At 61.8% G+C, this 13,622-nt stretch carries 14 protein-coding genes; all 14 read left to right on the top strand.

Translation table 11 applies throughout. The features are described 5' to 3' along the window. Positions 1–23 precede the first annotated feature (23 nt). The 14 genes from PYK22_RS04120 to PYK22_RS04055 all read left to right on the top strand — a co-directional run bounded on the left by PYK22_RS04120 (position 24) and on the right by PYK22_RS04055 (position 13,567). On the top strand, positions 24–1,490 hold the full coding sequence (locus tag PYK22_RS04120) for a galactokinase (RefSeq protein WP_060635327.1): 1,467 nt from the start codon (positions 24–26) through the stop codon (positions 1,488–1,490). Between the two features lie 39 nt (positions 1,491–1,529). Further along, positions 1,530–2,513 (top strand): UDP-glucose 4-epimerase GalE, encoded by a 984-nt coding sequence (gene galE / locus PYK22_RS04115; protein ID WP_041974726.1) that lies wholly within the window; start codon positions 1,530–1,532, stop codon positions 2,511–2,513. Positions 2,514–2,562: 49 nt separating this feature from the next. After that, positions 2,563–3,423 carry a sugar-binding protein gene (locus PYK22_RS04110; protein ID WP_157770659.1) on the top strand — a complete coding sequence of 287 codons (861 nt, stop codon included), beginning with the start codon at positions 2,563–2,565 and terminating at the stop codon, positions 3,421–3,423. 218 nt (positions 3,424–3,641) lie between these two features. Next, positions 3,642–4,571 (top strand): sugar-binding protein, encoded by a 930-nt coding sequence (locus PYK22_RS04105; protein ID WP_041974724.1) that lies wholly within the window; start codon positions 3,642–3,644, stop codon positions 4,569–4,571. Between the two features lie 80 nt (positions 4,572–4,651). Then, entirely contained in the window at positions 4,652–6,136 is a 1,485-nt protein-coding gene (locus PYK22_RS04100) for a sugar ABC transporter ATP-binding protein (RefSeq protein WP_041974918.1), read from the top strand. Between the two features lie 23 nt (positions 6,137–6,159). Then, positions 6,160–7,275, top strand: a complete 1,116-nt coding sequence (locus PYK22_RS04095; protein ID WP_060635325.1) for an aldose epimerase family protein — start codon at positions 6,160–6,162, stop codon at positions 7,273–7,275. A 21-nt stretch (positions 7,276–7,296) separates the two neighbouring features. Continuing rightward, complete coding sequence (locus PYK22_RS04090) at positions 7,297–8,235, top strand: ABC transporter permease (RefSeq protein ID WP_041974721.1); 939 nt, start codon at positions 7,297–7,299, stop codon at positions 8,233–8,235. Between the two features lie 107 nt (positions 8,236–8,342). Then, positions 8,343–9,332 carry a galactose-1-phosphate uridylyltransferase gene (gene galT / locus PYK22_RS04085; RefSeq protein ID WP_041974719.1) on the top strand — a complete coding sequence of 330 codons (990 nt, stop codon included), beginning with the start codon at positions 8,343–8,345 and terminating at the stop codon, positions 9,330–9,332. Positions 9,333–9,336: 4 nt separating this feature from the next. Further along, complete coding sequence (gene galK, locus PYK22_RS04080) at positions 9,337–10,500, top strand: galactokinase (protein ID WP_041974717.1); 1,164 nt, start codon at positions 9,337–9,339, stop codon at positions 10,498–10,500. A 2-nt stretch (positions 10,501–10,502) separates the two neighbouring features. After that, positions 10,503–11,201 carry a tRNA (adenosine(37)-N6)-threonylcarbamoyltransferase complex dimerization subunit type 1 TsaB gene (gene tsaB / locus PYK22_RS16355; RefSeq protein WP_060635324.1) on the top strand — a complete coding sequence of 233 codons (699 nt, stop codon included), beginning with the start codon at positions 10,503–10,505 and terminating at the stop codon, positions 11,199–11,201. Continuing rightward, the gene (gene rimI / locus PYK22_RS04070) at positions 11,201–11,641 is read left to right on the top strand and encodes a ribosomal protein S18-alanine N-acetyltransferase (RefSeq protein ID WP_041974912.1); all 441 of its coding nucleotides are present in this window, start codon (positions 11,201–11,203) and stop codon (positions 11,639–11,641) included. Before tsaB ends, rimI begins: the two co-directional genes overlap by 1 nt. Before the next feature lie 168 nt (positions 11,642–11,809). After that, positions 11,810–12,046 (top strand): YdcH family protein, encoded by a 237-nt coding sequence (locus PYK22_RS04065; RefSeq protein WP_041974715.1) that lies wholly within the window; start codon positions 11,810–11,812, stop codon positions 12,044–12,046. A 58-nt stretch (positions 12,047–12,104) separates the two neighbouring features. After that, positions 12,105–12,707 carry a phosphatidylserine decarboxylase family protein gene (locus tag PYK22_RS04060; RefSeq protein ID WP_041974713.1) on the top strand — a complete coding sequence of 201 codons (603 nt, stop codon included), beginning with the start codon at positions 12,105–12,107 and terminating at the stop codon, positions 12,705–12,707. Then, positions 12,707–13,567 (top strand): CDP-alcohol phosphatidyltransferase family protein, encoded by an 861-nt coding sequence (locus tag PYK22_RS04055; RefSeq protein ID WP_041974712.1) that lies wholly within the window; start codon positions 12,707–12,709, stop codon positions 13,565–13,567. Before PYK22_RS04060 ends, PYK22_RS04055 begins: the two co-directional genes overlap by 1 nt. Positions 13,568–13,622 lie beyond the last annotated feature (55 nt).

Raw genomic sequence — 13,622 nt, 5'->3', positions numbered from 1 at the left:
TGGCGATTGGGGTTCGGGCATCTATGGGGGGATCGGGAGAGTCACGTTACGCGATAGTCGGGGGTGAGGCGCGGGCCGATGCGTTGGAATTCATCGCGGCGCTCGACGCGTTCGAGCGTTCCAGCGCCCGCTTCTTCAGGGCGGGCGAAGATGTTTTCGTCGCGCGCGCGCCGGGGCGGCTCGATGTGATGGGCGGGATTGCCGATTATTCGGGCTCGCTCGTGCTGGAGTTGCCGCTTGCGGAAGCGACCTTCGTCGCGGTGCAGCGCGATCGTGAGCGCGCGTTGCGCATCGTGAGCGCGCGTTCGGCGGGGGCATGGTCGGAGGCGACGGTCCATTTGGACGAGATTGTGCGCGATGGCGAACCTGTCGATTATGCGACGGCGCGCGCCTACTTCGCGCGTTCGCCTGAGGATCACTGGGCGGCCTATGTCGCCGGCGTACCGCTCGCGTTGATGCGCGAGCGCGGCGCGGCGATAGATCACGGGGCGCGTCTGTTCATCTGGTCGCGTGTGCCTGAGGGAAAGGGCGTCAGTTCTTCGGCGGCGTTGGAAGTGGCGGCGATGATGGCCTTCGCCGCGGCTTTCGATCTTGACCTCGATGCGCTCGAACTCGCCCTTTTGTGCCAGCTGGTGGAGAACGTCATCGTCGGCGCGCCATGCGGGGCGATGGATCAGGTGACGGTCGCCTGTGGCGAAGCGTGGAAGCTGCTTGCGCTCCTTTGTCAACCGGCGAAGATCGAAGGCGCGTTGCCCATACCGGAGGAGCTTGGTTTTTGGGGAATAGATTCGGGCGAGCGCCATTCGGTCGGCGGGAGCGATTACACGAGCGTGCGCGTCGGAACATTCATGGGCTACCGGATCATCGCCGAGTTGGCCGGGTTGCGGGTCGAGCGGACGGAACGGCCGGGACTGGTCCGGATAGAGGATCGCCGTTGGCGGGGGTATTTAGCGAATCTCGCGCCATCGGAGTTCGAGCAGCATTTCTCGAAGCATCTTCCGGAGCGAATCGTTGGGGCGGAGTTTCTTGAGCGTTATTGGGGGACGAGCGATCCGGTGACGCGCGTCGAGCCGGAGCGGGAGTATGCGGTGCGCGCGCCTGCGGCGCATGCCGTCTATGAACATTTCCGGGTGCGCGCTTTTGCGGAGCTGCTCGGCGGAGCGTCGAGCGAGCGGAAGTTAGGGTTACTCGGCGAGTTGATGTATCAGTCGCACGCGAGCTATGGGGCGTGCGGGTTAGGGTCGGCGGGGACGGATCTGTTGGTTGAGTTGGTGCGGGAGGCTGGACCAGTCGCTGGCCTGTATGGCGCGAAGATCACGGGCGGAGGTTCAGGCGGGACGGTTGCGGTGCTCGGTCGGCGCGAGGCGGAGCGAGCGATTCAGGCGATCGCCGAACGGTTCGCCGCGCGGACGGGGCATGCGCCGCAGGTCTTCGCCGGTTCATCGCCGGGGGCGGCGGCGTTTGGCGTGCTGCGTTTGCGTGCGAGCTGAGGGTTCTACTCGAAGATGCGGAAAGGGAGTGGTGAAGGGATGTCGATACTCGTGACGGGCGGAGCTGGATATATCGGCAGCGCGACGGTGGAGTTGCTGTGCGAGCGCGGCGAGCGCGTCATCGTGCTCGACGATCTGGCGCGGGGGCATCGCGGGGCGGTGCCTGCGGAGGTGCCTTTCTATCATGGCGAGATAGGCGATGAGGATCTCGTCCGGCGCATCGTGCGTGAGCACGGGGTCGAGTCGTGCATACATTTCGCGGCGCTCGCTTATGTCGGCGAATCGGTCGAGGATCCGGCGCGCTATTTTCGCAACAACGTCGCGCAAGGGCTCCGGCTGCTCGATGCGCTGCTGGCCGAGGGCGTCAAGCGGATGGTCTTCTCTTCGACCTGTGCGACGTATGGCGAACCCGTGCAGGTGCCGATCCCGGAAGACCATCCGCAGCAGCCGACCAATCCTTACGGCTGGTCCAAGCTGATGATGGAGCAGATCATGCGCGCCTATGATCGGGCGTATGGTTTTCGGTTCGTCGCGCTCCGTTATTTCAACGCGGCGGGCGCGACCCGTCGCTGCGGTGAGGTGCACGAGCCGGAGACTCATCTGATTCCGAACGTGCTCGCCGCCGCCGAAGGCCAGCTCCCTTACGTCGCCGTCTATGGCAACGACTATCCGACGCCCGACGGCACATGCATCCGCGATTACATTCACGTTGCTGATTTAGGCGAGGCGCATATCCTCGCGCTCGACTATTTGCGGCGGGGCGGCGCGAGCGATGCTTTCAATCTCGGCAACGGGCAAGGCTATTCGGTGCTCGAGGTGATCGAGACGGCGCGGCGCGTGACGGGCAAGCGGATCGAGGTGAGGTTCGAGGGACGGCGTCCGGGCGATCCGTCGCGTTTGGTGGCCGATGCGACGCGGGCGCGGACGGTTCTCGGTTGGCGCCCGCGTTATGGGGATCTGGAGACGATCATTCGCACGGCATACGAGTGGAAGCTTGCGCATCCGCGCGGTTATGATTCATGATTTAGCGCATCGGGGCGGGGTAAGCTCTACAAACGGATCCTTCTCTGGCATGCGCATCGCGAAACGGGCCATCCGGCGAACGATTCTACTGGCGATCCTTCTATCGCTCGGCGGTTGTGTGGTTGGTCGGAGGGTCAAGCATTTAGCCTTTGTGACGAACAATGCGTCTGATTTTTGGACGATCGCGCGGCGCGGGTGTGAGCGAGCCGATGAGGAGTTTGACGATGTGACGGTGGAGTTTCGGATTCCGTCGGACGGGACGGCGGCGGAGCAGAAGCGGATAGTGGACGATCTATTGGCGAAGGGTGTGGATGGGATAGCGATCAGTCCTGTGGATCCGGAGAACCAGACGCAGATGATCAACGAGGTGGCGCGGCAGGTTTTGGTCTTCACGCAGGATTCGGATGCGCCGCGGAGCGATCGGGCCTGTTATGTGGGGACGGACAATGTGGCGGCTGGGCGGCAGGCTGGAGAGTTGATCAAGGAGGCGTTGCCAAATGGCGGTCGCATCATGATCTTCGTCGGTCGATTGGAGACACGCAACGCGCGCGAGAGATTGCGCGGGATCGAGGAGAGTTTGAGCGGTTCTCGGGTTGAGATCGTCGATGTTCGCACCGATGATCGAGACCGCGTACGAGCGAAGTCGAACGTTGCGGACACGTTGGTGAGGTATCCTGACGTGAAGGGGTTAGTGGGGTTATGGAGCTACAATGGGCCGGCGATATTGAATGCGGTGCGTGAGGCTGGGAAGGTTGGGCAGGTGAAGATCGTCTGTTTCGATGAGGAGGACGAGACGTTGGCTGGGGTACGTGACGGGGCGATCTATGCGACGGTGGTGCAGCAGCCATATGAGTTTGGGTATCAGGCGATCCGGTTGATGCGCGAGGTATTGATGGGAATCGTGGGGTGATACCGGCGAGCAAGCAGGTCTTCATTCCGACGTTGGTGGTCAAGCGGGAGAACGTTGAGGAGTTCATCAAAAGAATCAATCAACTGCGCGGACGGAATTAGATTATAATGCGCGGACCCTGCGGTGCAGAGGGGGGCGTTCAAGCGGGGTGAAATTCGAGATTGAGAGGTGAAGGACGGATGAGGAGCAAGATTCTTTGGATGGCGATTTGTTTGTGTATGGCGCTAACATTCTTCGCGTGCGCGCGGAGGCGATCGAACGTCAAGCATTTAGCCTTTGTGACGAACAATGCGTCTGATTTTTGGACGATCGCGCGGCGCGGGTGTGAGCGAGCCGATGAGGAGTTTGACGATGTGACGGTGGAGTTTCGGATTCCGTCGGACGGGACGGCGGCGGAGCAGAAGCGGATAGTGGACGATCTATTGGCGAAGGGTGTGGATGGGATAGCGATCAGTCCTGTGGATCCGGAGAACCAGACGCAGATGATCAACGAGGTGGCGCGGCAGGTTTTGGTCTTCACGCAGGATTCGGATGCGCCGCGGAGCGATCGGGCCTGTTATGTGGGGACGGACAATGTGGCGGCTGGGCGGCAGGCTGGAGAGTTGATCAAGGAGGCGTTGCCAAATGGCGGTCGCATCATGATCTTCGTGGGGAAGCTCGATGCGCGCAATGCGCAGGAGCGTTTGCAGGGCATTAAGGAGGTATTGCGTGGATCGAACATCGAGATCATAGACGTGCGGACGGACGATACAGACCGCGTACGAGCGAAGTCGAACGTTGCGGACACGTTGGTGAGGTATCCTGACGTGAAGGGGTTAGTGGGGTTATGGAGCTACAATGGGCCGGCGATATTGAATGCGGTGCGTGAGGCTGGGAAGGTTGGGCAGGTGAAGATCGTCTGTTTCGATGAGGAGGACGAGACGTTGGCTGGGGTACGTGACGGGGCGATCTATGCGACGGTGGTGCAGCAGCCATATGAGTTTGGGTATCAGGCGATCCGGTTGATGCGCGAGGTATTGAATGGGAATCGTGGGGTGATACCGGCGAGCAAGCAGGTCTTCATTCCGACGTTGGTGGTCAAGCGGGAGAACGTTGAGGAGTTCATCAAAAGAATCAATCAACTGCGCGGACGGAGCGAGCAACGATGAGCGTTTCGGTGCGGAGGGTTGAGGCGCAACGAGCGGCGCGGGAAGTGGATGTAAGGCCCGAGGCGGTGCCGGTGTTGCAGATGCGCGGGATAGAGAAGCGTTTCGGCGGGGTGCATGCGCTCAAGGGTGTTGATTTGACGCTCCAAGCGGGGCAGGTGATCGCGCTGATTGGCGAGAACGGGGCGGGCAAATCGACATTGATGAAGATCTTGGGCGGCATCCTCGCGCCGGATGCGGGCGAGATTCTGATCGACGGCAAAGCGGTTGTGATGCGTTCGGCTTCGGACGCGATTCGGTATGGGATCAGCTTCATCCATCAAGAGTTGAACGTGCTCGACAATTTAGATGTAGCGGGCAACGTCTTTCTAGGGCGCGAACCGGTGCGCGGCGGTTTCTTGCGTCTGCTCGATCGCAAGCGCATGCAGGAGGAGACGGAGGAGCATCTGCGCCGTTTAGGGGTGGGGATTAGGAGCACGACGCCGCTCAGCGAGTTGACGATTGCGCAGCGGCAGATGGTGGAGATCGCCAAGGCGCTATCGCTCAAGGCGCGCATCTTGATCATGGACGAGCCGACCTCGAGCTTGACGTTGCAGGAGACGGAGCGGCTGCTCGAGGTGGTTCTGGAGTTGCGCCGGCAGGGGGTGGCGATCATCTACATTTCGCATCGTTTGAATGAAGTTGAGCGGATCGCGGACCGGGTCATCGTTTTACGCGACGGCGAACGGGTTGGGGTTTTAGAGCGGGATGAGATCACGCACGAGCGCATGGTGCGGATGATGGTTGGGCGCGAGCTGGAGAACTACTATCAGCATCCGAGGGTCAAGATCGAGCCGGGGTATTTCGTCGTGAAGGATCTGCGCACGGCGCGTTATCCGCGCGAGCGGGTTTCGTTTGAGATCGGCAAGGGGGAGATCCTCGGTCTTGCCGGGTTAGTGGGAGCTGGGCGGACCGATGTGGCGGAGGCGATCTTCGGCATCGGCGCCGCACAGGATGGCGTGCGTGTGCGGCTTGCGGGCGAGGAGATCGCGATCCGTTCGCCGCGGGATGCCATACGGCACGGGATCTATTTGGTGCCCGAAGATAGGCGGCGGACGGGGTTGATTCTCGAAGCGACGATTCGCGAGAACGTGACCTTGCCGGCGGTAGAGCGTTATGCGCGAGCCGGGTTGATCGCGTTGGCGCGCGAGCGGCATTCAGCGACGGAGATCTGTCGCCGGTTGAACGTCAAAGCGCCATCCGTAGAGACGTGGGTGAGCGCTTTGAGCGGCGGGAACCAGCAGAAGGTCGTGTTGGCGAAGTGGCTGGCGCTGGAGCCGCGCGTGCTGATCTTTGACGAGCCGACGCGGGGGATTGATGTTGGGGCGAAGGCGGAGATTTACGAGTTGATGCGGCAGTTGGCCGAATCGGGCGTCGCGATTCTGATGATCTCTTCGGAGATGGAGGAGATCCTGAACGTCAGCGACCGCGTCGCGGTGATGCACGAGGGGCGGTTGATGGGAGTTTTGGGACGCGACGAGTGTTGCGAGGAAGCGATCATGAGGTTAGCTGTCGGGCAAGCGAACTAGGAGTGAATAGGGGGCGATGACGGATGAGGAGGCTTGTAACGATCCTTTTAGCGATGCTGATTGGCGGAGGGAGCGTGGCGGCGCAAGAGTTGACGAAGAGGTCGTTCGGGCGGACGGCTGATGGGAGTGAGGTCGATCTTTACACGCTCAAGAACGGGCGCGTGGAGGTCGAGATCACAAATTACGGTGGGCGCATCGTCGCGGTGCGGGTCCCCGATAGGAGCGGGCGCGTGGAGGATATCGTCTTAGGTTACGACAGTTTGGCCGAGTATTTGAGCGATCGGGCGTATTTCGGGGGGATCATCGGGCGCTATGCCAATCGGATCGCCCGCGGGCGATTCACTTTGGATGGGGTTGAGTACAAGTTGGCGCAGAACGACGGTGAGAACCATTTACACGGTGGGATTGAAGGATTCGACAAGAAGGTCTGGCGGGCCGAAGAGATCAAGGGGAAGGGGGAGGTCGGGCTGCGGCTGAGCTATGTGAGTCGGGATGGCGAAGAAGGGTATCCGGGGAATTTGACGGTCAACGTGACTTATAGGTTGAGGGCCGATGGCGGATTGGTGATCGACTACGAAGCGACGACCGACAAAGCGACGGTCATCAACCTGACGAACCACGCTTATTTCAATCTCGCCGGGGCGGGGCATGGCGACGTTCTCGGCCATGAGGTGATGATTGCGGCGGACCGTTTCACGCCGGTCGATCGCGGGCTGATACCGACTGGGGAGTTGCGGAGCGTCGAGGGGACGCCGTTCGATTTTCGGCGCCCGATGAGGATCGGGGCGCGGATCGAGGCGCGGGATGAGCAGTTGGAGTTCGGGCGCGGCTACGACCACAATTTCGTGCTAAACGGAAGGAGCGGCACGCTTCGCTTGGCGGCGCGGGTCGTCGAGCCGAGGAGCGGGCGCGTTTTAGAGGTCTATACGACTGAGCCGGGGATACAGTTTTACACGGGCAATTTTCTTGACGGCGTGCGCGGCAAGGGCGGCCAGGCGTATCAGCGGCGCGGCGCTTTCTGTTTGGAGGCGCAGCATTTCCCCGATTCTCCGAACAAGCCGAACTTCCCTTCGACGGTGCTTCGTCCGGGCCAGCGGTACAGGCAGACGACCGTTTACAAGTTCTCTGTGCGAAAGTAAGAATTCAGGCGAGAGTGAGAGATGAAGAAGGAGCTGGGAACATTCGTTCTTTTAGTGGTGTTGTGTGCGATCGTGGCGGCGATCAATCCGCGCTTTTTGACGCCGACCAATTTACAGAACATGAGTCGGCTGATTGGGGCGTTCGGGATACTCAGTTTGGGGCTTGGCGTGGTGATCATCACGGGCGGGATAGATCTATCGGTCGGCTCGATATTAGCGTTATTAGGCGTGTTGTTATCGATCATGCTGGTGGAATGGAGGTGGCCGCCGGCCTTTGTGGTGGTGGTCGCTTTAGCGATTGGGGCGGGGCTGGGGGCGATCCACGGCTTTTTGATCGCGTATTGGCGGATACAGGCTTTCATCGTGACGCTTTGCGGGTTGCTGTTCTATCGCGGGCTAGCGCGTTTTATCGCGCAGGACGAGACGAAGGGGTTTGGGAGCGCGAAAGGTTTCGAGTGGCTACACGAGTTGGCGACGGGGGAGGTATGGGGCGTTCCGACGCCGTTTGTGCTTCTGATTGCGCTGAGCGCGGTGATGTGGGTTGTGCTACACCGGTCGGTCTACGGGCGGTATCTGTTTGCGGTAGGGCGGAACGAGGAGGCGGCGCGGTACTCGGGGATCGACACGCGTCTGATAATCGCAAGCGCCTATGTGATCTCCGGCTTTCTGGCCGGGTTGGCGGGGATCATCTTCGCCTTCTACACGAACTCGATCTCGCCCTCGTCGCACGGAAATTTTTTTGAGCTATATGCGATTGCGGCAGCGGTGCTGGGCGGGTGTAGCTTGCGCGGGGGCGAAGGGTCTGTGGTTGGGATACTGGTGGGGACGGCGTTATTGCAGGTGCTGCAGAATCTGGTGAATCTGCTGGGCATTCCGAGCTCGCTCAACTTCGCGGTGATGGGGGCGGTGATTTTGATCGGGGTGGTGGCGGACCAGCTTTTGCGCGGGCGCAAGGGTTAGGAGGTTCCCATGAGGAAGGAGAGGGTGCGACTAGAGGACGGGCGCTACTTGATCTTCTACAGTTTCGCGGACGAAGAGGAGAAGAGGGGAGGCGAAGAGGAGAGGGCGTGTCAGAGCTGAGGTGGAACCCGCTTCTTGGCGAGTGGGTGGCGACGGCGACGCACAGGCAGGAGCGAACGTTCTTACCGCCGCCGGATTTTTGTCCGCTCTGTCCGACGCGTGAGGGCGGTTTTAGGACGGAGGTGCCGGCGCCGGATTACGAGATCGTCGTCTTCGAGAACAAGTTTCCGAGTTTGCGGCGCGAGCCGCCAGCGCCGGCGGTCGAGGGGTCGGAGCTTTATCGTGTGCGTCCGGCGCAAGGCGTTTGCGAGGTCGTGTTGTACACGCCGCGGCACACGACGACGCTGGCCGAGGGATCGATCGTCCAGATCGAGCGACTGATTCGGGTTTGGGCGGATCGGTTTGCGGAGTTGGATGGGCTCGACTACGTGCGCTACGTTTACATCTTCGAGAACAAAGGCGAGGAGATCGGGGTTACGCTCCATCATCCGCACGGGCAGATCTACGGTTATCCGTTCATTCCGCCGATCATCGCGCGGGAGCTCGAACGAGCGCGAGCGCATCGCGAGCGGACCGGGCGGAATCTGATCGCCGACATCGTCGCCGAGGAGTTGCGTGACGGGCGACGGGTAGTTTTGGAGGGGGAGCGTTTCGTTGCATGCATCCCATTTTTTGCGCGTTGGCCATACGAGACGCACATCTACGCGAAGCGTCATGTTGAGGCGTTGACGGATTTGAGCGCGGAGGAGCGATGCGAGTTGGCGCGGGTATTGAAGCGGTTGTTGGTCGGATTTGACCGACTATTTGCGCGCTCTTTCCCGTACGTGATGGCGCTTCATGGGCGTCCGAGCGATGGGGGCGACTACAGCTACTACGATTTTCACATAGAGTTCTATCCGCCGATGCGTGCGGCGGACAAGTTGAAGTATCTGGCGGGGAGCGAGATCGGGGCGGGCATGTTCATCAACGACACGTTAGCGGAGGAGAAGGCGGCTGAGTTACGCGCGCGGATCGAAGCGTTCGATGGGTCGGAGTGAGCCGATGTCGCATGACGGACGGTCAGTGATCGCGAAGTTTAGGGCTCTTTATGGTGAAGAGCCCTTATTATTTAGCGCGCCGGGGCGCGTTAATCTGATCGGCGAGCATACGGACTACAATGAAGGGTTCGTGTTGCCGATGGCGATCGAGCGGCGAACGTGGATTGGGGGGCGCGCGCGGCCCGATAGGCGCATACGCGTTCACTCGCTGGATTTCGCCGAGGAGGGGGAGCTCGATCTAAACGAGCGAGGGCGGGCGCGGCGCGGTGGATGGTCCGATTATATCGAGGGGATGGCGCGCGCATTGGACGAGCGATGTGGAGGGTTGCAAGGGGCGGATCTTGTGATCGGGTCGGAAATTCCGATCGGGGCGGGGCTCTCTTCGTCGGCGGCATTAGAGGTAGGGGTTGGCTTCGCCTTAGCCCAGTTGAACGATCATGAGATCGGGAAAGAGGAGCTCGCGCGCATTGGGCAATGGGTCGAACACGAGTACGTGGGGAACCTGTGCGGGATAATGGACCAGTTGACGGTCGCTTTGGGGCGGGCCGGGCATGCGATGTTGATCGACTGCCGATCTTTGGAGGTGAGATACATCCCTTTTCGGATCGAGCGGGCGGCGGTGGTAATCTGCGACACGGGCGTAAAGCACGAGCTTGCCGGGACCGAGTACAACTTACGGCGCGCGGAATGCGAGCGCGGCGTCGAGCTGCTGAGGCGACATTTGCCCGGGGTACATGCGCTGCGCGATGTCGGGATGGATGAGTTCAGGAGATACGAGGCGCGTCTGCCGGAGCCCATCAGGCGGCGATGTCGTCACGTGGTGGCGGAGAACGCGCGGACGTTGGCGGCGGCGGCGGCGCTCGAGCGTGGGGAGGTCGAGGCGTTCGGCCACTTGATGAACCTTTCGCACGACTCTTTGCGCGATGATTACGAGGTAAGCTGCGAGGAGTTGGATTTGATGGTGGAGATCGCGCGCGCGCACGATGGCGTATGGGGCGCCCGCATGACGGGCGGAGGGTTCGGCGGAAGCACGGTGGTTCTCGTGCGCGGGGATGCGGTCGCGGATTTCAGCGCTTACGTCCGCGCCGAGTATGAGCGACGGACTGGGCGCGCTGCGCGCGTTTATCTTGTGGAAGCGAGCGATGGAGTACGACGAGAGGCGCTTTAACGATGAGCTTGATTTTGGCGATCGAGACTGCGACGCGGCGCGGAAGCGTCGCTTTGGTCAGAGATGAGGATGTCTGTGCGCGCAAAGTGTTGGGCGAGCGCGAGGCTTCGGCGACGTTACTTGTAGCGATCGATGAAGTATTGCGCGCGGGCCGAATCGATCTAAGTGGAGTGGACCTTTTCGCGGCGGCGATCGGTCCAGGGAGTTTTACGGGGTTACGGGCGGGGTTGGCGACGGTGCGGGCGTTGGCGCGCGCCTCTGGGCGTCCGGCGGTCGGTGTGCCGACGTTATGGGCGGTGGCGTATGCGGAGGGTGGACCAGGCGATCATGTTTGCGTCGTGCTGCCGGCGGGGCGTCGTGAACTCTTCTGTCAGCTATTGAGGGTCGGCCGGGAGGCTGTAGAGGAGATGGGCGATCCGGTCTATTTGACGCCGTCGGCGTTGCTCGAGCGCGAGAGTTGGCCCGAAGGGTTAGTGTGGGCCGGCGAGGGGGCGCGCGCGTTGAGACAGGAATTGGCGCAGGCGGCCGCTGAGCGCGGGTTGAGGTGGCGCGAGGGGAGGAGAGGGGAGACGGGAGCGTGGACATTGGCCGAGGGCGTGCCGGAGCTAGCATCTGCCGTCGCGCGTTTAGCGCGGGTGGGGGTGGCGCTACGCCCTCTTTACGTGCGGCCAGCCGATGCGGAGTTGAAGTGGGGACGTTGATGTTGATCGATGCGGTGCGGGAAGGGGATTGGGAGGCGATTGGGCAGATAGAGCGCGAAGCCGGGGTAAGTCGCTGGGGGGAGCGCGCGCTGAGGCAGGAGGCGAGCCGGTCTGGGGTGGTCTTCCTGGTCGCGCGTGAGGGAGGGGAGGTTTGTGGGTTCATCGTCGGGCGCGTTGTGGCCGATGAAGTCGAAGTGTTGAACTTCGCCGTTGGGGGGCGGTGGCGTCAGCGCGGCGTGGGGCATGCGTTGTTTAGCGCGCTGCTGGGGCGGGCCGCCGAGCGCGGAGCGCGTCGGGTGGTTTTGGAGGTGAGGGCTTCGAACACGGCGGCGCGGCGGCTGTATGAGCGGTTCGGGCTCAAGGTGGTTGGGCGACGGCGCGATTATTACAGCGGGCCGGTCGAGGATGCGCTGCTGATGTGCGGAAACATAATCCCTTGAGGGCGAACATTCTGATGGGTTGGTGGAGACGAAAGGGCCTCGATTTTTCGCAGAAACATTTCGTTATCGGAGGGCCATCCGTGCGGAGAGGGGAGGGGCTTGATTAGATTGCGCGCTTTGGGCTACCATCGCCGCAGAGGGTCAATCAAACAGACGAGGAGGCTGCTGATGGACAAGACGGAACGTCTGCGGGAGGAGTTGATGCGGATCGATCCGGAGTTTCGCGAGTTAGCGCGCGAGCACAGGCGCTATGAGGAGCGTTTGAGCGAGCTGGCGGCCTTGCCGTTCCCGAGCGACGAGGAGCAGCTTGAGGAGATCACGTTGAAGAAGAAGAAGCTAGCGATCAAGGATCAGATGCACGCGATCATCTTGCGCTATCAGAAGGCGCAGGAGCGTGCGCACTGAAGAGCGCAAAACAGGGAGGTGGAGAAGGACGGGGGCGCAAACGGGCCCCCGTTTCGGTATGATAGCGAGAGAGGGAGTTCCTTTTGTCATCGCGCCATTAATGGCGGGGGCGGCACTGATCTGGTTGGGGATGGGATTGGCGGGCGGGGTCTGTCTCGTGTTGAGCGGGGCGATGGCCTTTTTCTTCCGCGATCCGGAGCGCCATCCGCCGCGCGAGGCTGGGGTGATCGTCGCTCCGGCGGACGGGAAGGTGGTGAAGGTCGAGCGGGGGGCGGATGGGACGGTGGTGAGCATCTTCCTTTCGCTCTTCGATGTGCACATCAATCGCGCGCCGATCGCCGGGGTGGTGACGGATGTCAGCTACAGGCCGGGGCGATTTATGATCGCGACGCGCGACGAGGCGAGCGAGGCGAACGAGCAGAACAGGCTGACGATCGAAGGCGAGGGGGTGCGCGTTGTTTGCAAGCAGATCGCCGGGGTGGTGGCGCGGCGGATCGTCTGTTGGAAGCGGGCTGGCGATCGAGTCGAGCGGGGCGAGCGGATCGGGTTGATCCGTTTCGGGTCGCGCACGGAGCTTGTTCTTCCAGCGGCGGTCGAAATTGAGATCAGCGTCGGCGCGCGCGTGCGCGGCGGGGAGACGGTCATCGGGAGGTTGAAGTGATGAGCGAGGAGCGGCGCGGGCTGCGCAAGGGGTTATATTTGATCCCTTCGATATTTACGGCGGCGAACATATGGTTGGGGTATTTCGCCGTTATCAACTCTTTGCGCGGCTTTCGGGCGATCGGCGAGGGGGGAGAGGAGTTACGACGGGCGGTCGAGCAGTTCGACAATGCGGCGCGGGCGATAGGGTGGGCCGTCTTATTTGACGCTTTGGATGGGCGGATCGCGCGCATGACGCGGACGACGACGCAGATTGGGATTCAGCTCGATTCGATGGCTGACGTGTTGACTTTCGGGATCGCGCCAGCGGTCTTAGCCTACACCTGGGGGTATGGGGCGGCCTTCGCCGAGGGGAGCGACGGGTACAAATGGGGGTGGTTCTTCTCTTTCATCTATTTGGTCTGTGGGGCTTTTCGTTTGGCGCGATTCAACGTACAGGCGATGCGTGCGGGCGAGGGGCGGCCTGACCGGCGCAGCTTTGTCGGGCTCCCGATCCCGGCGGCAGCCGGGGTGATCGCTGCGTTGGTCCATTTCACGCCGAGCCCTTTTGTCGTGTACGAGCCTGAGAGTGCGCGGACTCTTGGATGGTTGTTGATGGGGCTATTGGCGGCGTTGGCGGGGCTGATGGTGAGCACGATACGCTATCCGAGTTTCAAGGGGGCGGGCGTGAGGCGTCTGAGCGCGCGCGTGTTGATCTTGACGCTGGCGGCGGCGAGCGCTTTGATCTGGTTCTATTCGCGCTACATTTTGCTGGGGGCGGCATTAGGGTATGCGCTGTGGGGGGTAAGCGCGCGTTTGGCGAGCGGTTTACGGCGGCGCGTGGGAGGGGAGCGGGTTGCGGCGCGCGGCGAATCAGACTGAGGCGGGGCCGTTGATTAGCGTCCGATAATAGAAGGGAACAGAAAGGAAGGGGACA

The sequence above is a fragment of the Pyrinomonas methylaliphatogenes genome (genome assembly GCF_000820845.2).
In the GTDB taxonomy this organism is placed as follows: Bacteria; Acidobacteriota; Blastocatellia; order Pyrinomonadales; family Pyrinomonadaceae; genus Pyrinomonas; species Pyrinomonas methylaliphatogenes.
The sequence above is the reverse complement of the archived record's forward strand: the minus strand, read 5'-3'. Positions and strand labels throughout refer to the sequence as shown.